19 protein-coding genes are annotated in these 19,027 nt (G+C 55.9%); 8 read left to right on the top strand and 11 right to left on the bottom strand.

The window, feature by feature from the left end; translation table 11 throughout:
* Window positions 1-32: 32 nt before the first annotated feature.
* Both CLV58_RS26065 and CLV58_RS26060 read right to left on the bottom strand, forming a co-directional pair.
* Window positions 33-965 carry an alpha/beta hydrolase gene (locus CLV58_RS26065; RefSeq protein ID WP_106140778.1) on the bottom strand — a complete coding sequence of 311 codons (933 nt, stop codon included), beginning with the start codon at window positions 963-965 and terminating at the stop codon, window positions 33-35.
* 1 nt (window position 966) lies between these two features.
* On the bottom strand, window positions 967-1,569 hold the full coding sequence (locus CLV58_RS26060; RefSeq protein WP_245882473.1) for a hypothetical protein: 603 nt from the start codon (window positions 1,567-1,569) through the stop codon (window positions 967-969).
* A 259-nt stretch (window positions 1,570-1,828) separates the two neighbouring features.
* Between CLV58_RS26060 and CLV58_RS26055 the strand changes: the two genes are divergently transcribed.
* The gene (locus CLV58_RS26055; protein ID WP_106140777.1) at window positions 1,829-2,536 is read left to right on the top strand and encodes a hypothetical protein; all 708 of its coding nucleotides are present in this window, start codon (window positions 1,829-1,831) and stop codon (window positions 2,534-2,536) included.
* Between the two features lie 55 nt (window positions 2,537-2,591).
* Here CLV58_RS26055 and CLV58_RS26050 read toward each other — a convergent pair whose 3' ends face one another.
* On the bottom strand, window positions 2,592-3,119 hold the full coding sequence (locus tag CLV58_RS26050; protein WP_106140776.1) for a hypothetical protein: 528 nt from the start codon (window positions 3,117-3,119) through the stop codon (window positions 2,592-2,594).
* A 139-nt stretch (window positions 3,120-3,258) separates the two neighbouring features.
* Here CLV58_RS26050 and sufB point away from each other — a divergent pair, with 139 nt between their 5' ends.
* On the top strand, window positions 3,259-4,752 hold the full coding sequence (gene sufB / locus CLV58_RS26045) for a Fe-S cluster assembly protein SufB (protein WP_106140775.1): 1,494 nt from the start codon (window positions 3,259-3,261) through the stop codon (window positions 4,750-4,752).
* 258 nt (window positions 4,753-5,010) lie between these two features.
* Here sufB and CLV58_RS26035 read toward each other — a convergent pair whose 3' ends face one another.
* Window positions 5,011-5,754: a class I SAM-dependent methyltransferase gene (locus CLV58_RS26035; RefSeq protein WP_106140774.1), complete on the bottom strand. Its 744-nt coding sequence runs from the start codon at window positions 5,752-5,754 to the stop codon at window positions 5,011-5,013.
* Window positions 5,755-6,030: 276 nt separating this feature from the next.
* Between CLV58_RS26035 and CLV58_RS26030 the strand changes: the two genes are divergently transcribed.
* On the top strand, window positions 6,031-6,423 hold the full coding sequence (locus CLV58_RS26030; protein WP_106140773.1) for a c-type cytochrome: 393 nt from the start codon (window positions 6,031-6,033) through the stop codon (window positions 6,421-6,423).
* Between the two features lie 79 nt (window positions 6,424-6,502).
* On the opposite strand, the gene CLV58_RS26025 is transcribed toward CLV58_RS26030, so the two are convergent.
* Window positions 6,503-8,101 (bottom strand): serine hydrolase domain-containing protein, encoded by a 1,599-nt coding sequence (locus CLV58_RS26025; RefSeq protein WP_106140772.1) that lies wholly within the window; start codon window positions 8,099-8,101, stop codon window positions 6,503-6,505.
* A gap of 172 nt (window positions 8,102-8,273) precedes the next feature.
* Between CLV58_RS26025 and CLV58_RS26020 the strand changes: the two genes are divergently transcribed.
* Complete coding sequence (locus CLV58_RS26020) at window positions 8,274-9,143, top strand: SDR family oxidoreductase (protein WP_106140771.1); 870 nt, start codon at window positions 8,274-8,276, stop codon at window positions 9,141-9,143.
* A gap of 121 nt (window positions 9,144-9,264) precedes the next feature.
* On the opposite strand, the gene CLV58_RS26015 is transcribed toward CLV58_RS26020, so the two are convergent.
* From CLV58_RS26015 to CLV58_RS26005, 3 genes are read right to left on the bottom strand one after another with little or no spacing between them, the layout of a single operon-like run.
* Complete coding sequence (locus CLV58_RS26015) at window positions 9,265-9,894, bottom strand: Uma2 family endonuclease (protein WP_245882472.1); 630 nt, start codon at window positions 9,892-9,894, stop codon at window positions 9,265-9,267.
* A gap of 11 nt (window positions 9,895-9,905) precedes the next feature.
* Window positions 9,906-10,730, bottom strand: a complete 825-nt coding sequence (rlmB, locus tag CLV58_RS26010) for a 23S rRNA (guanosine(2251)-2'-O)-methyltransferase RlmB (protein ID WP_106140770.1) — start codon at window positions 10,728-10,730, stop codon at window positions 9,906-9,908.
* Window positions 10,703-12,103, bottom strand: a complete 1,401-nt coding sequence (locus tag CLV58_RS26005; RefSeq protein ID WP_106140769.1) for a GWxTD domain-containing protein — start codon at window positions 12,101-12,103, stop codon at window positions 10,703-10,705. Before CLV58_RS26005 ends, rlmB begins: the two co-directional genes overlap by 28 nt.
* Window positions 12,104-12,349: 246 nt before the next feature.
* Here CLV58_RS26005 and CLV58_RS26000 point away from each other — a divergent pair, with 246 nt between their 5' ends.
* Window positions 12,350-13,117, top strand: coding sequence for a class I SAM-dependent methyltransferase (locus tag CLV58_RS26000; RefSeq protein WP_106140768.1), 768 nt, complete (start codon window positions 12,350-12,352; stop codon window positions 13,115-13,117).
* A 263-nt stretch (window positions 13,118-13,380) separates the two neighbouring features.
* Here CLV58_RS26000 and CLV58_RS25995 read toward each other — a convergent pair whose 3' ends face one another.
* Both CLV58_RS25995 and CLV58_RS25990 read right to left on the bottom strand, forming a co-directional pair.
* Window positions 13,381-13,968 (bottom strand): DedA family protein, encoded by a 588-nt coding sequence (locus CLV58_RS25995; RefSeq protein WP_106140796.1) that lies wholly within the window; start codon window positions 13,966-13,968, stop codon window positions 13,381-13,383.
* 71 nt (window positions 13,969-14,039) lie between these two features.
* Entirely contained in the window at window positions 14,040-15,374 is a 1,335-nt protein-coding gene (locus CLV58_RS25990; RefSeq protein WP_106140767.1) for a Gfo/Idh/MocA family protein, read from the bottom strand.
* 238 nt (window positions 15,375-15,612) lie between these two features.
* Here CLV58_RS25990 and CLV58_RS25985 point away from each other — a divergent pair, with 238 nt between their 5' ends.
* From CLV58_RS25985 to CLV58_RS25975, 3 genes are read left to right on the top strand one after another with little or no spacing between them, the layout of a single operon-like run.
* A complete protein-coding gene (locus CLV58_RS25985) occupies window positions 15,613-16,266 on the top strand; it encodes a hypothetical protein (protein ID WP_146141551.1) in 654 nt (217 codons plus the stop codon).
* On the top strand, window positions 16,267-16,950 hold the full coding sequence (locus CLV58_RS25980; RefSeq protein ID WP_106140765.1) for a response regulator transcription factor: 684 nt from the start codon (window positions 16,267-16,269) through the stop codon (window positions 16,948-16,950).
* A gap of 24 nt (window positions 16,951-16,974) precedes the next feature.
* On the top strand, window positions 16,975-18,315 hold the full coding sequence (locus CLV58_RS25975) for a sensor histidine kinase (protein ID WP_106140764.1): 1,341 nt from the start codon (window positions 16,975-16,977) through the stop codon (window positions 18,313-18,315).
* Window positions 18,316-18,406: 91 nt separating this feature from the next.
* Here the strand turns inward: CLV58_RS25975 and CLV58_RS25970 are convergent, their stop codons facing one another.
* Window positions 18,407-18,856, bottom strand: a complete 450-nt coding sequence (locus tag CLV58_RS25970) for a hypothetical protein (RefSeq protein WP_106140763.1) — start codon at window positions 18,854-18,856, stop codon at window positions 18,407-18,409.
* Window positions 18,857-19,027 lie beyond the last annotated feature (171 nt).

The raw sequence follows: 19,027 nt of genomic DNA, 5'->3' as shown, positions 1-19,027 counted from the left end.
AAACAGCGCTAGATAGAAGTCTGTATCGTTTGTCAGCGCAGCACCCGACTGACGATATCAGCAAACGTTGCCGTCTGGTTTTGCTGGTCGGCCGTTGTCACGTCGGACCGTAGCCGCAGCCGGGTGTACACGTGGAGTTTGGAGTCGATAAGCTGCACGTCCGTTGCCTGACCGGCTGCATTGGTAACCCCGTTATAAATCAACACCGCACTGACCGGATCAGCGACCGGGTCCTGCTTCGACTTGTACACCTTTAACGTCGTACCCGTCGGCAGGGCAATCCCTTTCTCCAGGTCTTTACGAACAACGTCGAGCAGGGTCTGAAGCTGTTGCAGCGTTTCCTGCGGCCGGAAATGGTAATACACTTTGTCTTCGGCTGCGGGCTGATTGGTGTCGATGTACCCCAACATTGGCCCCACCACCCCGATCAGCGACAGTGATTTTGCCGACGGCACAACGATCGGATCGACCAGCAGCAGGTTACGGGGAGCCGTCCGTCCCGAAAAATAGTTCGACGCGACCAGTTCCAGCAGCAGCGGCCCACTCGTCGATGACAGCAGCAGGCTGATGTTTGTGTAGCCCGCCTTCACCAGTGCCTCGTACTCGGTTGTGATAGCCGCCTGCCAGTCGCGCCAGGTCGCTTGTTTGAAATCGGCGTAACTGCGCCCGTGACCGCCCAGCAGTACCTGCGACAGATAGACATCGGAGCGTCCGGCCAGATAAGCGCGAAACTCATCCCATTCGAAAGTGGTGGCCGAGTAGCCGTGGCAGGCAATAATCACCGGTCGGGTGGCTTGTGCCGGCGTGGGATTCGGGATAGCTTTCGACAGCAGGTATAACTCCGGCTTGTACAGCGACGGGTCGAATACCTTTCCACTGTCGAGCATGTCGTCGGTGATGGCAGGCTCTTTCGAGCAGCTCAACCCCAGCAGTGCAATCAACAGTAGTGGCAATAATGATCTCATGTCAGTGGGTCGATTTATGGAGTACGTTCCAGGTCAGGCTTGTCTGTACAAAAACGGGATAGAGCGTACCGGGCCCCGTGACCCCGTCGCCCGTCAACAGATTATAACCCACCGATACGTTGAGTTTCAGCGGAAACCGGGGACAGACGCACACCCCTAGTTCGGGCGACGTCAGCAGCGACGTTTGTGGCAGGTCGCGAAACAGGTCACTGCCGTAATCGGCGCGGAAGTACCCGGCATTGAGTCGCACCAGTGGACGAACCAGCCAGTTGGGGCGGAACAGATACAGCACCGACGCCAGGTAATTGTCCTGTTTGATAGCGTTCGAATTCAGGGCCGTACCCAGCCGGGACGTCACGTAGGTCACGCCAATGTACAATCGCTGATTCGCCAGCTTCGTGTGGGCAAACTGCGCCGTAATTCCGTTCTCGGTGTACAGCCCGATTGTCTTCTGGGAACGTATACCCAAATCGAGAACGGCCCCCGCTGGTCGTTCCTGCGCCCGCGCCGTTAGCGCAGCAAAGCAGCTTAGTACCGTGGCCGTCAGTACCAGCCTGTGATACAGACGGCCACGGCGAAACAGGGTGTGGGTAGAACAATGCATTGATGCGAAACGAAGAGGTTCTGTCGAATTAGTCGAAAATTCCAGAAATCCGCAAACAGGTCTTTAGGCATCGGCCAATTCGTACCGTTTTACTGTTGATTATCAACCAAATACCTGCTGCAACTTACGCACAATCCCACTCCGCGTCAACCGGATAAACGTATGACCCATCGACCGTCGAGCGCTCTGTTACCACAGCCTGTTACAACGGTTCCGAAAATGGCCGGGTCATTAGGCTAGTACCAATCCATTTTTACCAATGTCAGTTACGCAACGTGTAAGCCTTCTTTTCTTCGTTTTGCTTGGGGCTGTAGCCTGTAATCGGGACGATGTAACCCCTGCCCTGCCGCTGACGGGCGTATTGTATGAATCGAATTTTTCGGCGGGTACCGACGGCTGGAAAGCCGATTTCACCGATTACAGTACGGCCAACGGCGATATGCAGCTTCGCTCCGACTGGACACGGCTTCCCCAACCCCTCGACTCTACCCGCCGGTCGATCATGCTGTCGGGTATGAACCGCAGCGACGATCTGTTTATGTACCTGACCCGGTCGCTTTCCGGGCTGCAACCCAACCACGACTACAAGCTGGTCTTCGACATCGAACTGGCATCGCAATACGCGACAAACTCCTTTGGGATTGGCGGCTCGCCCGGTGGTAGTGTCTACGTGAAAGCCGGGGCCTCGTCCACTGAGCCCAAACGCCAGCTCGTCGATGATTTTTACGAAATCAACCTCGATAAAGGCAATCAGGCTGAAGGGGGTAAAGACATGCTGGTGCTGGGTAACATCGGTGCCGGTGAAGACGTCGAACAGTATACGCTTATCAAACGCAGCAACACCGACGCTCCCCTCACCGTGCGTAGCGACAGCAACGGCCGCATCTGGCTGATCGTCGGCACCGATTCCGGGCACGAAGGGCTGACGACCCTGTATTACAGCCACATCAAGGTAACGGCGCTGTAGCAATAAGCGACACTGTAGAGCAAAAGGGAACTACTTGGTGGCGTTCCCTTTTGCTTTATTCAGGACATGAACCCAGTTCTGTCACTTTTTCCCGGTCGAGTAGCCAGCAGTTTCCATACACGTCAGCATAACGGATTCGAATGTGAAAGGAAGAATCCCCTAACATGGCATTGACCTGACTCACGATTGTATCATTCTTGGTCACGAACAGCATGTCCATGTCGTCGCCCGATTTAAACACCATCCCTTTCGAGACGGTACCAAAGCCTTTTCCACCTGACGTTGTTCGACCAATTACGCTGTAGAATACTTGGCAAACGTTTTTGTACGTCTTTCCCCGGTATGTTATCTCAAAGTCCCGAATTATCGCGGGTCCAACCCCTTTGTTTTCCAATTCGTAATGCAGCTCGTCTTCGAGGTTACTGGTAAGCACTTGTAGGTACGGCCATACCGATGCGTGCTGCTGCTCGCGGGCAATGCTGGTCTGAACAATGGAAACGACCAGTGCAGCGAGGCTTAAAAACGTAGCGGATATACCCAGTAACAGCTCAATATTAATACGGCGTCGTCGTGGTGCAGGCATGCTATGAGCAAGGCGGTTACAAAATTGTAATAACGGAAAGTTTCCGATATTTGTCCAATATGGCCGGAACGTACCCAACCGGCCGGTTGTTAAATTTGTATCGCTACGGACATAAACCCGTACGCTTAACCGACCGACGATGAGTAAGGACGCGGAGATTTTAGAAAGCATCACCAACGCCGAATACAAATACGGATTCGAGACCCTGATCGAAGCTGACGAAGCGCCGGCGGGTCTGGATGAAGACATTATACGCTTTATTTCTGCCAAGAAAAACGAACCGGAGTGGCTGCTCGAAAAGCGGTTGCAGGCGTTTGCGCTCTGGCAGACCATGACTGAGCCGAAGTGGCCCAACCTGCAATACCCAAAGGTTGACTACCAGGCGATTAAATATTACTCGGCTCCCAAGCAGAAGAAGACGGTGGGTAGCCTCGACGAAATCGATCCCGAGTTGCTCGACACGTTCAACAAACTGGGCATTTCGCTCAGCGAACAGAAGCGGCTGGCGAACGTGGTCGATGATACCATCGGCGACAAGTCGCTGGGCGAGCGTCCGCAGGTCGCTGTTGACGCCGTCATGGACTCGGTGTCGGTTGCCACGACGTTTAAGAAAGACCTGGCCGCGCGGGGCATCATCTTCTGCTCGATGAGCGAAGCCGTTCACGAGCATCCCGAGCTGGTCAAGAAATACTTTGGCTCGGTTGTGCCGGCAAAAGACAATTACTACGCGGCCCTCAACGCAGCCGTTTTCACGGATGGCTCGTTCTGTTATATTCCGAAAGGCGTACGCTGCCCGATGGAACTGTCGACCTACTTCCGTATCAATGCGGCCGGTACCGGTCAGTTCGAGCGGACGCTGATCATTGCCGACGAAGGTTCGTACGTTAGCTATCTGGAAGGCTGCACCGCCCCCATGCGCGACGAGAATCAGCTGCACGCAGCCGTAGTTGAGCTGTTCGCCCACGCCGACGCCGAGATCAAGTATTCGACGGTACAGAACTGGTACCCCGGCGACAAGGAAGGCAAAGGCGGTATCTACAACTTCGTGACCAAGCGCGGTATCTGCGATGGCCCGAATGCCAAAATTTCGTGGACGCAGGTTGAAACGGGCTCGGCTATTACCTGGAAATACCCATCGGTGATTCTGAAAGGTGACAACTCGATCGGTGAATTTTACTCGGTAGCCGTCACCAACAACATGCAACAGGCCGATACGGGTACCAAAATGGTGCACATCGGCAAGAACACGAAGAGCCGGATCGTGTCGAAGGGTATCTCGGCCGGTAAGAGCCAAAACTCGTACCGGGGTCTGGTACAGGTGCTGAAACGGGCCGAAAACGCCCGGAACTATTCGCAGTGCGATTCGCTGCTGCTGGGCGACAAATGCGGGGCGCATACCTTCCCGTATCTGGAAGTGGCTAACCCATCGGCGACGGTAGAACACGAAGCGACGACCTCGAAAATCGGGGAAGATCAGTTGTTCTATTGCAATCAGCGCGGTATCCCAACCGAACAGGCCGTTGCCCTGATTATCAATGGCTATGCCAAGGAGGTATTGAATCAGTTGCCGATGGAGTTCGCCGTTGAAGCCCAGAAGCTACTGGCGATCAGCCTCGAAGGCAGTGTAGGCTAAGCTATACGCCGACTATACGTATCAAAAGCTCCTGCGGAAACGTGGGAGCTTTTTTGTTATCGATAACCCCAACGAAACCGCAGCACCAGGACGTGCAGCCGGGTATCGAAGCCGAACTGATCACGCAACCAGAAGTCATCAAAGAAAACTACGTCGGGGGCAGATAGACTCAACAGAAAAGTAGCCCTGATAACCGGGGTAGTAGTGGTACAGTTGTGGTTTGTCGTTCGTAGTGTATAGTTTATCTGCGCCCATGAACTACGAACTCACTTTCCCCGCCCGGCAGAAGACGGGAAAACGAAGGATCTGTTCACCATCGCCCCATATCGGTTGGATGCGTTCGCCGAAGTCCGTCACGGGATCTTCTTCGTTCTCAAACATATATTGCCGCACGGCCGACCACGTTCGCAGGTAGTTCAGAAACCGCTCCAGCGTCCAGGTACGACTGACCGTAAACGTAGCCGTACGAACGTCGGCAAAGGGAAACGCGAGGTCCGCGTAGCGGTTATCGATATGGCCACGCTGTGGGTCCCAGTACGGGCCAATCCGATTGCGATAAAAATCAAGCATGAGCGGGTTAAGTTCATCGCTCAACGCAACGAGACCGTAGCCCCATTCGGCCAGCACGGCACCCGGTTTTGCCACCCGCCGGACTTCCTGGTGAAACGCCGGTACGTCGAACCAGTGAATGGCTTGCCCGACGGTAATCAGGTCGAACGTATGATCGGCAAATGGCGTCTGCTCCGCCCGACTGACCTGATAGTGAATATTGGGGCGCTTCGTCGCCAGAATCAACTGTTTCTCGCTGATATCAGTCGCTTCAACCTGCGCAAATCGATCGGCCAGCGCGGTGGCTACCTGTCCGTTGCCCGTCGCGCAATCCCAGGCGGTTTGATTGTCGGGTACGTCGGCCATAATGAATGCGTACAACTCGTCGGGATAGTCGATGCGGTACTGCGCATACAGGTCAGCGTGACCGGAGAAGCGATCGATTGGGTTCATATGGGAAGATTACGACGTCGGTATTACTGAAAGGCCATAACAGCCGAAAAAGTTACCAGCCTGGATGCACAAATCCGGACTGCTTACTCGGCTGACAAGGCCGTTGATTATTTTTTTAGTAAAGAATTAAACGATTACCAGAAACTTTTGTCCAACAATCGTTTTACTTGTAAAATGACGGGACGGCATTGGCTTATAGGACGGAACCGTCTATTTTTGTGGAGGTTGGTTCGCCACAACCAGCCATTACTCTTACTTTTCGTTTACCCGATTCACATGAAAAAACTGCTCGGACTTCTTTTGGCCTCCGCAGCACTGGCAACGGCATCTGTCGACGCCAATGCCCAGGCACCTGCTGGCGACATTCCAGCCGACATGAACGCGTTGATGACCAAGTACACCTGTATTGCCTGTCACCGGCCGAATCAACGCCTGGTAGGTCCAGCCTATGCCGACGTTGCGAAGAAGAAATACTCGAACGATGAAATCGTCAATCTGATCTACAATCCCGTTCCTGCTCACTGGCCGGGTTACCCCCCGATGGCTGCGATGAAGCAGGTACCGAAGGAAGACGCCATGAAACTGGCCGTTTGGATCAACTCGCTGGACGGCGGTGCGAAAAAAACGTCGACCAAGAAAACCACCACGAAGAAAACGTCGAAAAGCTAGTAACCAGCCGCTTACGTTTTCCCGTAACGACAAGGCCTTCCTGCACAGGAAGGCCTTGTTTCGTTTCACTGCTGCTGCGTCAGGCAACGCGTTTGCCTTCCAGCACCGGTCGATCGTCTTTTGTTGATGGATTGATGATGGCCAGACTCTTTTTGAAATCAACCTGTACGCCGTCATCGCTGAATCGGCAGGTGACCGTCTCGTAGTGGGCCGTTTCGATAAAGCGCCAGATCATCGAGAAGGTGTTGGCATCAGTCCACGCTCCGGTAGCGGCCACTGGTATTGTCGTTTCACCGGGTACGCCGGTCGGCACCAGTTTAAGCGGGATCACCGACAGGGTCGTTTGACCCAGCCGCCATTCGCTCAGGCCGCATAAAATGTCGCGCGGTCCTTTTTCATCGATCATCGTAAACCGTGCTTCATTGGGCCGGAACGTCAGCGATACCGATTTGATACCCGTACTGTTGCTGGCGACGTCGTATTGCTTGCCGCTGATTTCGGCCTGTCGGGGCGACGCCTGACCCGTTGGCGGCATAAACGACAAACCAGCCAGTTGCTGTTTGAGCTGTTGCTGCGTCGCCTTGGGGGTCTTGCTAAGCTCTTTTCCCTGCACGGCGGGCAGGATATGGTTCCAGACCTGATCCAGAATGCCCTGCATATCGGCTGTTTCCGAGGTGATTGCCACCACCGTGTTCTGCTCCGGCATCACGATACAGAACTGCCCGAACGCGCCATCGCCCCGGTAGGCGTTGTGTCGGCACCGCCAGAACTGGTAACCGTAACCCTGTACCCAGTCGTTTACGTCGGCACCGCCTTTTCCCCCCGTCGACTGTATGTGGGATTTGGTAGCGTCGGCGATCCAGGATTCCGGCAGGAGCCGTTTTCCCTGCCACATGCCTTTCTGCAAGTACAGTTGTCCGAACTTGGCGATGTCTTCCGTACGAACACGCAGTCCCCAACCACCCGTATCGACGCCTGTCGGATCGGTTTCCCAATCGGCCCCGCTGATGCCCAGCGGATCGAACAAACGCGGTTTCAGGTAGTCGAGTACAGGCTGTCCCGTTTTCAGTTGAACGATATCCGACAGCATGTACGTCGCTCCGCTGTTATAGACGAAATGCGTACCGGGCTGATGATCGACGGGTTGCGCCAGAAACGCTTTGGCCCAGTCTTTATCAGCAGCCGTGAGCATCTGCGGAGTCGTGTCTTTATCGTGGCCGGTACTCATTGTCAGCAGGTCGCGCACGCACATAGCCGCCAGATTCGGGCTAACCGTTGCTGGTATTTTGCCCGGAAAGAATGACACGACCTTATCATCGAGCAGTAGTTTCTTCTCCGCAACCGCCATACCGACCGCCGTCGAGGTAAAGCTTTTGCTGAGCGAATACAGCGTGTGTTTCAGCGGTGCCGCGTAGGGAGCCCACCAGCCTTCGGCCACGACCTGCCCGTGCCGTACGACCATCAGGCTATGCAGGTTCAGCTCCGCTTTTTCGACCGCATTGACGAAGTCGATCAGTCCCTGTGAGCTTACGCCCTGTGCTTCGGGCAGGCTACGGGGAAAACCCGCCGTACGGGTCGGGACGAGCGCCGTTGGCAAGGCGTTGGCGGTATTCGTCAGCGTAAGACCGGCCGCGCCAAGCCCTAGCTGGAGGAGAAACTGTCTGCGAGTGGTAAGCATACCGGACAAAGAGGGGGGGCGGTGGTTTCTAACCGATCGATGTCCCACTAAACCAGTTATTCGACTTTATACCTAAAAACCCGTTGTCGCTGCCAACAAAACGTCTTGACACAAGGATTACTCCACAGCGCTAATGGCGAGCGCTATCACTCAACGTTAATTTTCACAACCAATGGCACAAGTAGAAGAACGGCCCACAGCCGACGAACTCAAAACAGACGTACAGGATTTTCCGGCCATTCAGGCTAAAATGACCCCCGAGCCACAGAGCGATCTGTCGGGTTACAACGCTGCCGGAAAGCTGGCCGGCAAAGTCGCTATCGTTACCGGTGCCGACAGTGGCATCGGCCGAGCCGTAGCCGTAGCCTTCGCGAAAGAGGGTGCCAACGTCACCAACGTGTATCTGGCCGAGGAGGAGGAAGATGCTACCGAGACCAAGCGGATGGTTGAGCAATACGGGGTCACCTGTCTCAACATCCCGTCGGATGTACGGAGCAAGGCAAAATGCCAGGAGATTGTCGACCAGACGATCAGTCAGTTCGGCAAGGTGAATATTCTGGTCAACAACGCGGCTTATCAGCACATTGTCGAGAAGATCACCGACATCACCGAAGAGCAGTTGCGTCGTACGTTCGACACCAATATTCTGGGTTATTTCTTTATGGTGCAGGCTGTGGTCCCGCACCTGAGCGAAGGCGATTCGATCATCAACACGGGGAGTATCGTCGGGAAGCAGGGCGAACCCAAGCTGGTCGATTACGCATCGACGAAAGGCGCTATCCATGCGTTCACCATGTCGCTGGCAACGCAGTTGGGCGAACAGAAAATCCGGGTGAATGCGGTACTGCCCGGTCCGATCTATACGCCGTTTCTGCCGGGTGCGGGCATGGGTCCCGACGGTGTGAAGCAGGCTGCGGCCAAAACGATTCTGCAACGCCCCGGTCAGCCCGACGAGCTGGCACCGGCCTATGTCCTGCTGGCGTCGCAGGATGGCAGCTACATCACCGGTAGCCTGCTCGACGTGAATGGCGGCAATGCGTAACCGCAGATTGTCTTGAATTGTGATTGTCTTGAACTATGATTTTTGGGATTACACTGATTGACTGTGATTTCTTTTTCAATCATAGTTCATCAGCGTAATCCCAAAAATCATAGTTCAAGACTTACTCGACGGTTATGCCGCGCTTTTGCAGGTAGGCACCGACATTGAACTGCTGGCCATCCATGAGTTCAATGTCGCGCGACCAGTCGATCGTCTCGATGAGATCGTTGGTGGCCACGATGACGACACGCGCATCGGTTAATACCCAGATCACTTTTTCAACGCCGAAGTTGAGTAGCTTACGGGTTTTTCGATAGATGTAGCTTGTCTCGCTGGTGTCAGCCGCATCGATGTTAATGTCGACTTCAATGGCAATACGGGGCGGTACATCGGCATACTTTTTCGAGATGCTCGACGGTGGTAACACAGCCTGACTGTAGATGGCTACGTCGTTGGAAAGGTTACTGCGATGATCGATGTGTACGCCCGGTTCGCTCACCAATACAAAAAACTGATCTTCATCGATGAACTTCCCGATGAAGACTGTCAGATAGTAGACAATGATAGATTGAAGCGTACTGGCCCCCATAATCTCTTCCAGCGTTTTTTTTCCGGCAACAACGTCCCGATACCCTTTCCGGTAAAAGGGTTTTCCATCAATCGTTTCGTATATGAGCGATTCCGGTATCTTTTTCGCTCGAACGCTGCCGGACGGAGTCATCTGTCGGCGTGTCGATGCCGTCGTTGCCATGCTTGTATACGTTAAGATTCGGTCTGACTGGATAAAGTCCGCTGCCGGACGGCTTCGTACAAAACGACGCCCGTGGCGACTGACACGTTGAGCGAGCCGACGCTACCCAGCAGCGGGATTTTCACGTTGGTGTCGGCCATACGCAGCAATTCGGGTGAGATACCGTCTTCTTCCGAGCCCATGATAATCGCGATGGGACCGCTCAGATCGGTGTTACGCTCGTACAGGTCGCGGGCCGATTTTTCGGTACAGGCCACGATGGTAATGCCCGATTCCTGCAAATATTTGACCGTCTCGGTCAGGTCGGGTTCGCGGCAGACGGAGATGTGATTCAGCGCCCCCGACGACGTTTTCATCGCGTCGGAGTTGATGGCTGCGGCACCCCGACCCGGTATAACAATGCACTGCACCCCTGTACACTCCGCCGTACGGGCGATAGCGCCGAAATTACGGACGTCGGTAATGCGGTCGAGGAGCAGGAAAAACGGCGTTTCGCCCCGCTCGTACACATCGGCGATGACGTTTGACAGCTTGACGTACTGCACCTGCGCAATCAGGCAGACAACGCCCTGATGGTTTTTGCGCGTCAGGCGGTCGAGCCGCTCGGGCGGCACCCGCTGAATGGTTACCCGCTTCTGAAACGCCAGATTCTGAATGTCGGGGTTACTCAGCCCCTTCTCCATGTACAGCTTGTCGATCTGCTGATCGGAGCGGAGCGTTTCCAGCACCGACTGAATGCCGAACACCATCTCATCCGGTCCGGGACCAGTCTGGGCGGGGCGGTTATACTGCTTATAGTTGGGGCGATTTACTCGCGAATTGCGCCGGTTCTCCATGCTTCGACAATCGGGTACCAGACGGGTTGGTACTCCATAAAGCGCACCAGTTCGTAATGATCCTCGACAAATTGATTCGGTTTTTTCGTAAAGGTAAAGTTAATCTCCGACACGTTGGGCCGACGATTGTACACCCATACCTCCCGCTCGCGGTTACGCTGAATCCGGTCGGGTGGGCCGAGCACGATGTAAATCATGCCTTTGTCGGTTTTCCAGCCTTCCTTGTAGGTCGTGAATAAGCGGTTTGCATCCTCCACCCGGTCGTAGTAGGCCCGGATCGTGCGTCGGGCCGTCTCTTCGTTACCCGACATCAGGCTCAGCCAATAGCGATCGAGCGCCTTTTTGGTGTCCTGCGCCTGGGTCATCTCGTTAATTTCGCTGCTTGTGCTCATGTACAGCACCGGCCGGATAAGCTTTTCGGGCCGGGTCATCTTCGGAAACCGCTTATCGGCGACCACCAGACCAATACCGTTCTCGGCCGTTGTATCTTCGGTGAAGTAATACAGCCCTTCGCGGAGCAGCGTGAACGGCTGATTCGTTGTGATCGTTAGCGTCGAGTCGATAACGAGCGACTTCTGTGCCGGACGGGGTGAAGTGTTCATCGGCGACGAAGCCGCGTCGAAATCGTGCCGGTAGCGAACGCCATACAGCGTTTTTTTCGTGTTCGCCAGATCGCTTATCCGCACGGTATCGCCCACGTTGACATAGTTGCGCAATTCAATTTCCTGGCCCGTTGTGTTCGTCAGCGTAAAGCGGTCGCTCAGACGCAGGTTCCGGAAGCGGAGCGGCAGGTCGTTGCGGGCTTTGTTACCGCTGGCAATTTCGGTTACTTCCGTCAGCAACACCGCATTCGCCAGGTCGGTCCGATTGGCCGGACGTTTGATGTCGAACGCCATAGTCAGGTGATTTCCCTGCTGTTTCAGCACCTGTCCGTCGAGCGGAATGTTACCGTAAGCCAGTCGCTCGCGATTGTTATAGTCGGGATACATCACGTAGGCCACCTGGAAATGCTCGGCAAACTGCGCGGGACTGGGCAACCCGCCCTCGGGCATCTGCGCCGTCAGGTCGAGTACGATGTGCAGGGTCGTGCTGTCGAGCGACAGGAATTTGCCTTTGATCGACGTGACAGACCAGCCCGACAGCCGGTCGGCAACGGTTGGCGCGGCTGCCGGCACGTCGACAGGGCGTGTTGGTGCTGACGTGCCTGCCGTGGGCGGTGCCGGACGAGCCTGCTGGGGTTGCTGAGCTCCCGCCGGACGAGAAGCTTCTGTCCGGGCCTCGTAGGCTGAGTTGATGCGCTGCTGCTGCGATTTTTTCAGCGACCCGCAGGCAGACAGGCTAAGTATGGTCAGACAGTAAAGTAGCGTACGCATAACCGGTATATAATCAATCGTGCTGAGCCAACCCGACAGGCAGGTAGCGACTCGTTGTCTATAACGAAAAAAGCGGGTGGTTCTGCTTGCCGGAGACCGTCATTTTTGCGGCTATCCGCAGCAACCGGCTTCCGTTTCGGGCGGCCCCGTTTTCTTTGCGCCCGCAAAAGAGTATTTTTGTGATTCAATTGCAAACGCACGCGTGGATAACTAGCTGTTCTGCTGCGTTTTTTCCGACTGTCAGTCATGTACAAGACCACCGAGATCACCTCCGCCGAAATTGCTTCCGACAATCCCGTTCACCAGCGACTGCTATTCCCCTACGTCGAAGCAGCGCAGCTTGTCAGCGGTAATCTGCTCGAAATCGGCTGTGGCTGGGGTCGGGGTCTCGAACTACTGACTAAAGCGGCCGCTCATTACACGGGTATTGATAAGAATACCGATCTGATCGCGGCTCTCAGTGCCGAATACCCACAGTCGACGTTCATCGCGGCCAACATCCCCCCCCTGTCGGGTCTGGCCGATAATACGTTCGACTTTATCGTAACGTTTCAGGTCATCGAGCATATCGAAAACGACGATCTGTTTATCAAGGAAGCCCACCGCGTGCTGAAGCCAGGCGGCAAACTACTCCTGACGACGGTCAATAAAACGTTCTCGCTGACCCGTAACCCCTGGCACGTGCGGGAATACCAGGCCGATGAACTGAAAACCCTGATGCGTAAGTACTTCCCTGCCGTCGATACGCGTGGTGTACATGGCAACGAGAAGGTGATGACTTACTACGAGCAGAACAAGGCGTCGGTGAAGAAGCTGACCCGTTTCGACATCTTCAATCTGCAATACCGCCTGCCTCGTCGGCTGCTCCAGGTACCTTACGATCTGATGAACCGCCTGAACCGCAATCAATTGCATCAGGCAAGCGGTATCGCAGCCGAGATCGATTACACCGATTACCTCGTCAGTACCAACCCCGCCGGTAGTCTGGACTTCTTCTATATCGCGACGAAGTAAGACCGGAAGATTAATCGCCTGGAAGCCTTTTGTCCCTAAATTCCCTTTAGGGTATTTAGGGGTAAGCCAGTTAACGCACAACAGGTAAAGCCCCTACAAGCCTATCCGTTAAACAGAGACTGGGTGCATGCCGGTATTCCCGGAAGGCATAGTCCGCGACGCCTGCGCATTCCTGCGCGGTAAGCCACAGCTGCCCCAGATACAGTTGGGGTGTGTAGATTGCCTACGCCGATACGATCAGTGCCGACCACCTACTGACTTCGTTACTCAGTAGGCGACCGGGTCGATCGCTGCTCTAGGCGCGGCTGTCGATAGAGTCGGTACGCGGCCCACGCCAGCCCCAACCCGGCTAGTACGCCGACAACCATACGCTCGTGATGACGAATATCGTCCAGAATCGGCTCGACCAGAAGAATCAGGCTGTTACCGGCCAGACCGATAATCAGCGCCCAGACCAGCCCGCCCAGCAGGTTGAGCAGTAGGAACTGTCCCCACGAATAGCCCGACGCCCCCACAGCCGCCGGAATCACGATACGCAGCCCGTAGAGCGCCCGGAAGCCCAGCACCAGCGTAGAACCGTACGTGCTCAACAACCGTTGTACCCGGCTAAAACGCTGCTGCCATTGCGGTCGCCGGGTAAGAAACTGCTGCCCGAAGTGTTGGCCTACGTAGAAATAAACCTGACTGACCAGAATCGACGCCAGCGCGGCCAGGCCAATCACGACCGGCATGGAGAAGTACCCCCGATGCGCCAGGTAAGCGCCGGCAATCAAAAACGCTTCACCCTCCAGCAATACCCCGAAGAATAGAATCGGGTAGCCGTAAGTGAGCATCAATTCCTGAAATGACATGGTATAGGCGACTGTTACAGACCCAAAGAACATTTCCTTAACCTGCAACAGTCGCCTATGGTTACGCAGCGTTACACCTTTGGCTCCCAACCTTTTTCGTAGTCACGGCTCCACAGCTTCTGCGCGTCTTTATCGTTCTGAATGTGCCCCGTTTTCGGATCGACGTGCAGATCGCGTCCGACGCGCCAAGAAATATTACCGAGTTGCATCGCCAGCACACTTTTGTGCCCCGTCTCGACATCGCAGTTGGGTTTACGATTCGTACGAATGGCGTCCAGAAAATCCTGCACGTGCAGGCTATCCATCCCCAGGCTGGGGCTGGCCGTGTTACGCCCCTGAATGTCACTTTCCGACGATCCCGACTTGATGTCTTTCACCAGTTTTCCATCCAGGTCGTACACGCGGTAGCTGTCGCCCCCCGTATCCAGACTACCCTTTTCGCCGTAGAAAATAATACCCCGGTCCCGCTCTTCGATGCGCCGACCGTTGGAACTGCGGCATTCCCACAGCAGTGATACCCGACCCGGATAATCCATGATGACCAGTTGCGTATCCGGCGTTTGCCAGTCGTCTTTAAATTCGTAGCGACCGCCCACCGAACTTACCCGCGTCGGATAATCGACACTCAGCCCCCAGCGGGCTACGTCAACTTCGTGGGTACCGTTGTTGAGGGCTTCGCCGGTACCCCAGTGCCAGAACCAATGCCAGTTGTAGTGAATCAGGCCGTCCTGATAGGGCTGACGCGGAGCCGGTCCCTGCCAGAGATCGTAGTCGAGCCAGGTCGGTACCGTGCCGGGTTTGACAAAGGTAGCGGGTCGCTTGTTGGTATACCACGTTTTGGCCATGTACACCCGACCGATAACACCGTTGTGCAACTCCTCGATGCCTTTCGTCAGCGTCGGTGCCGACCGACGCTGCGCGCCCATCTGCACCACGCGCTTGTATTTGCGGGCAGCCGCGACCGCCAGTTCGCCCTCGCGCGGATTGTGGCTCAGTGGCTTCTCGACGTACACATGCTTGCCAGCCTGACAGCCCATGATCGTCAAGGGCGTGTGCCAGTGATCGGGCGTCGCCGTGTAAATCGCGTCGATGGTTTTGTCTTCCATCACCCGTCGGCAGTCTTTTTCCGCTTTCGGTTTGGCCGTCTGTTTAGTTTTCAGAATCGTTTCGATGGCTTTCGGGATGGTCCGCTCGTCGACATCGCAAACGGTCCCTACTTCGGTATTTTTCTGGCTGGCGAACGTACCGCCCATGCCATCGCCCCGGCTGTTGACGCCTATGGTCGCCACCCGGATCAGGTCATTCGCCCCGATGATCCGGTTGTAACTGCGGGGACTAAAGCCCACCAGTGCGCCACCGACCACACCGGCGGCCGTCTGTTTTATAAATTCACGTCTGTTCTGCATATGCTGCGTGTCTCTATTCGATAGCGACCTTTACCAAACCGGTCGGCTACTCATCGAAAAGTACTATGCGGGCAGAAGCTACTAGCGGTCAACAGTTGCGGATGACACAGACAGCGCGAAAACACTCGTCCGGCTAGCCGGTTCCTCTTCCCGGAGCTGTTCGCCAACGCGCCACCTTAACCGTTCTTAATATTACCTTAAGCCTTTCTTCAGCCCGGCTGCTTTTCTTGTGTCATTCATGAACTGGCGAAACTGCTATCGATACACATTTATTGGACTTTGCTGGACGCTTACGTTGACTGCGCAACCCACTCAGACACTGACAGGGCGGGTAATGGGCTATCTATCGAACCGAATCGGCGACTACGACGGGCTGCAACTGCGTACGGCCACTGGGAAAGCACGACTGCACTTTCCGCCCCACACGGCGGCTCTGGTGCTGAAACAGGCGACCGTGGGGCAGGCAGTACAGGTGGTGGCAGTGAATCGGCCACCGCTACCCAAACCACCGGGCTCGTCGGCTGACAGTCAGGCCCTGCCGGAACCGGCGTACGAGTTGGTCAGTCTGCGCAACCAGACAAAAAAAACCAGCGTCCGCATCGCTGACGTGCCCCCGCCCCCACCCACCCGTGGGAAGCTGGTCGAGACCGAAGGGCCGCTGACCGGGCAGTTGCACGACGATGCCGGACGGCTGGTGGCGCTGCTGACCAACCGCTTCGTTGTCGAACTGAAACCGCATCAGGGGGAGTCCATCCAGGAACTGCTCGTTGGCGTTAGTCGACTGGGCATCACGGGGTACGAACGAACCGAGCCGGGGTTCGTAAACAAAACGGGTCGGACACTGCTTCACCCAACGGCACTGACTATCAACGGACAAACCTTTGCGTTGTAAATGCGACTACTTTTGATCGACGACGAAGAAAAGCTGGCCCTGCACCTGCAAAAAGGGCTGAATCAGGCGGGCTATTCTGTCGACATTGCCCTGTCGGGCGCGGCCGGACTGGAACAGGCGGCACTGGGCACCCATGACCTGATTCTGCTCGACCTGATGCTGCCCGGCACAACCGGCTTCGACCTGTTACGGAACCTGCGCGACTTCGGCGTCGACACGCCCGTCATGATTCTGAGCGCCCTCAATCAGTCGCAGCACGTGGTGCGGGGGCTGGACTTGGGGGCCGTCGATTACCTGCGAAAACCCTTCGAACTGGACGAACTGCTGGCCCGGATTCGAACCGTACAGCGGGGACAGGCCGGCAGCCGACTACCCGTCTGGCGTGTGGCCGATCTGACGATGGACCTGACGACCCGCGAAGTGAGTCGCGCCGGCAAATCCATCGCCCTGACGCCCCGTGAATACCAGCTGCTCGAACAGTTTATGCGTCAGCCGGGGCGGGTGCTTTCCAAGGCTCAACTCACCGAAAAAGTCTGGGATTCGGATTTTGACCGGGGCAGTAACGTGGTCGAGGTGCATATGCATCAGCTTCGTAAAAAAATCGACAAAGGCTTCGATTCGCCCCTGCTCGAAACGGTAGTGGGGGTTGGCTACCGGCTCCGGGGGACCTTGACCACCGCGTAACCAAGCCGGCACCGTAACTAACCTATGACAACCGCCGTACGTCCGGCCCGCAGCATTCGATTCAAGATCGGGCTGGTTTTCGGGGCCACGTTTTTTCTGGGCTTTACCGGGGCTGCCGGCTACCTGTTCAGTCGGATCAGGACGGTGCTGGTCGAGCAGGACAACCGCGCCCTGACCGAGCGGGCAAGCCGTCTTTCCGACCGCACGTCAGCCTATCCACTCGTGATTCCCCTACCCGACCGGGGCGAGGTGATGGCCCTGTGGCTCGCCAGCGGCAGTGTCCGCAAACGGCTCTACCAGTCGCCCCGCTTTCCCGCCGATTCGTCGCTACTGACGAACGCGGTCGTTGTGGAAGCCGATACCTTCCGGCTTGCCCGATCAGTGCGCTCTACCGACGATGGGTACAACAAGCTCATTACGGTGGTCGGTCACAGCAGTCGTCCCCTGCACCGCGAACTACGCAGCATAGGGGTGTTGCTGCTGTTGACGCTACTGGTCAGCATTGCAGTGTCGGGGGTTAGCGCCTGGTGGCTCAGTGGCTGGCTACTGCGCCCGTTGCGGGCCGTGATTACCTCGGCGCAGTCGGTCAGCCGGGCCGAGCAGACGACGCCCATTCCGATTCCCAGTTCCGGCGACGAATTGCAGGAACTGGCCGAAACCATCAACGAGATGCTGGCCCGGATCGGGCAGGCGGTCGACACGCAATACACGTTTTTTGCCGCAGCCTCGCACGAACTTCGAACGCCCCTGAGTATCCTGCGTACAGAAATCGAAGTCGCCCAGCGCGAAGCCATCAACGACCGGGAACGTGGTTTCCTCGACAGTCAGCTTACCGAACTGCGTCGACTCAGCCGACTGGTCGATGACTTGCTGGCGATGAGTCAGTTGCGGGCCGGGGCGTTACAACTTCGCCCCGAGGTGATCGACCTTGACGATTTAACGCTTCACCTAGCCGAACGCTACCAACGGGCAATCAACGGGCGAAATCTGTACCTGTCGATTGTTCTGGACGAAACCGCCGATCAGCTAGCCGTCCGGGCCGACCTCGACAAGCTGACCAACGTGTTACTGAATCTGCTCGATAACGCGGTGAAATACGCCACGCCCGGCACCCGGCTCGACCTGACGCTGGACCAGCAGGCTGGGCAACTCGTCTGGTCGCTGACCAACCAAACCACTGCCCCCATCCCCGATCCCGACCGGCTCAGCCGTGAATTCTACCAGGCCGACCCCCATCACGACGGCTACGGCCTGGGTCTCTGGATCAGTCATCAGGTAATGCGGCTGATGGGTGGAACGCTGCACGTCGTTGGGTCCGACGGTCAGTTCCGGGCGGAGGTCAGGATGCCAGCTCGCGAAGACTGACAACTTTTTCTATCATCCCGACCAGTCCGCCGGCGTGGCAGGAGGGATGACAAAATACAGCCTGCCTACGAGTCAGTTGACTTGACCGCGCTCAAACTTTACGCTTCGCGTATTTCACCGTTTTTCCCAGCGCAAACAGCAGTTTGTCGACGTGGTACGTGTAATCCGCGCACTGCCGCACTTCGTCCGACAGGCCATCTGAACCGAGCCATTCCTTGTACGCAGCGATGATTCCGTTGTGTCTTTTGTTAACGATACTAAGCCGTCTCATCGCTGCCACATCCCACTCTTTTCCACCGCCTTTGGACTGTGGTTTAAAAATACCGAAGGCCCGGATGACGTGCTGATCGATAATCGGCTGGCCCGGCGTTTTGGTCAGGTAGCGGCCGAACTGGTGAAAAACGATTGCTTGCTCTTCATCCGATTCATCCTTTTCCTTCAGAACGCCCTTTATGATGTGCTTGATCTTGGGCAGATCGCCATTTTTCCAGGCTGTGGCATACAGCAATTTGGTTAGCGGATCGGGCAGCTTATCGTTCATATCCTTACTGAATGCGTGATTATCGTCCAGTATTCCTAACTCGACCAACTTAGCTATGTCGGCTTTACTGATGCTAAGAGTCTATCCGAAAATAGGGAAAGCCTGACGAGTTGAGCAATTTTGTGGTATCTCACATCACAATATTGCTCACCATGCAGGCTTTCGGCTACG

This window comes from Spirosoma oryzae (assembly GCF_003002825.1).
GTDB classification, from domain to species: domain Bacteria; phylum Bacteroidota; class Bacteroidia; order Cytophagales; family Spirosomataceae; genus Spirosoma; species Spirosoma oryzae.
This window is presented reverse-complemented; position numbering and strand designations above follow the sequence as displayed.

What these genes read in the sequence shown, in the direction of transcription:
- CLV58_RS26055 (WP_106140777.1), top strand. Translation starts at nt 1,829, where the DNA reads ATGTCAGTTACGCAACGTGTAAGCCTTCTTTTCTTCGTTTTGCTTGGG.
- CLV58_RS25990 (WP_106140767.1), bottom strand. Translation starts at nt 15,374, where the DNA reads ATGCAGAACAGACGTGAATTTATAAAACAGACGGCCGCCGGTGTGGTC.
- CLV58_RS26025 (WP_106140772.1), bottom strand. Translation starts at nt 8,101, where the DNA reads ATGCTTACCACTCGCAGACAGTTTCTCCTCCAGCTAGGGCTTGGCGCG.
- sufB (WP_106140775.1), top strand. Translation starts at nt 3,259, where the DNA reads ATGAGTAAGGACGCGGAGATTTTAGAAAGCATCACCAACGCCGAATAC.
- CLV58_RS26005 (WP_106140769.1), bottom strand. Translation starts at nt 12,103, where the DNA reads ATGCGTACGCTACTTTACTGTCTGACCATACTTAGCCTGTCTGCCTGC.
- CLV58_RS25985 (WP_146141551.1), top strand. Translation starts at nt 15,613, where the DNA reads ATGAACTGGCGAAACTGCTATCGATACACATTTATTGGACTTTGCTGG.
- CLV58_RS26065 (WP_106140778.1), bottom strand. Translation starts at nt 965, where the DNA reads ATGAGATCATTATTGCCACTACTGTTGATTGCACTGCTGGGGTTGAGC.
- CLV58_RS26020 (WP_106140771.1), top strand. Translation starts at nt 8,274, where the DNA reads ATGGCACAAGTAGAAGAACGGCCCACAGCCGACGAACTCAAAACAGAC.
- CLV58_RS26030 (WP_106140773.1), top strand. Translation starts at nt 6,031, where the DNA reads ATGAAAAAACTGCTCGGACTTCTTTTGGCCTCCGCAGCACTGGCAACG.
- CLV58_RS25995 (WP_106140796.1), bottom strand. Translation starts at nt 13,968, where the DNA reads ATGTCATTTCAGGAATTGATGCTCACTTACGGCTACCCGATTCTATTC.
- CLV58_RS26035 (WP_106140774.1), bottom strand. Translation starts at nt 5,754, where the DNA reads ATGAACCCAATCGATCGCTTCTCCGGTCACGCTGACCTGTATGCGCAG.
- CLV58_RS26050 (WP_106140776.1), bottom strand. Translation starts at nt 3,119, where the DNA reads ATGCCTGCACCACGACGACGCCGTATTAATATTGAGCTGTTACTGGGT.
- CLV58_RS26015 (WP_245882472.1), bottom strand. Translation starts at nt 9,894, where the DNA reads ATGGCAACGACGGCATCGACACGCCGACAGATGACTCCGTCCGGCAGC.
- rlmB (WP_106140770.1), bottom strand. Translation starts at nt 10,730, where the DNA reads ATGGAGAACCGGCGCAATTCGCGAGTAAATCGCCCCAACTATAAGCAG.
- CLV58_RS26000 (WP_106140768.1), top strand. Translation starts at nt 12,350, where the DNA reads ATGTACAAGACCACCGAGATCACCTCCGCCGAAATTGCTTCCGACAAT.
- CLV58_RS26060 (WP_245882473.1), bottom strand. Translation starts at nt 1,569, where the DNA reads ATGCATTGTTCTACCCACACCCTGTTTCGCCGTGGCCGTCTGTATCAC.
- CLV58_RS25970 (WP_106140763.1), bottom strand. Translation starts at nt 18,856, where the DNA reads ATGAACGATAAGCTGCCCGATCCGCTAACCAAATTGCTGTATGCCACA.
- CLV58_RS25975 (WP_106140764.1), top strand. Translation starts at nt 16,975, where the DNA reads ATGACAACCGCCGTACGTCCGGCCCGCAGCATTCGATTCAAGATCGGG.
- CLV58_RS25980 (WP_106140765.1), top strand. Translation starts at nt 16,267, where the DNA reads ATGCGACTACTTTTGATCGACGACGAAGAAAAGCTGGCCCTGCACCTG.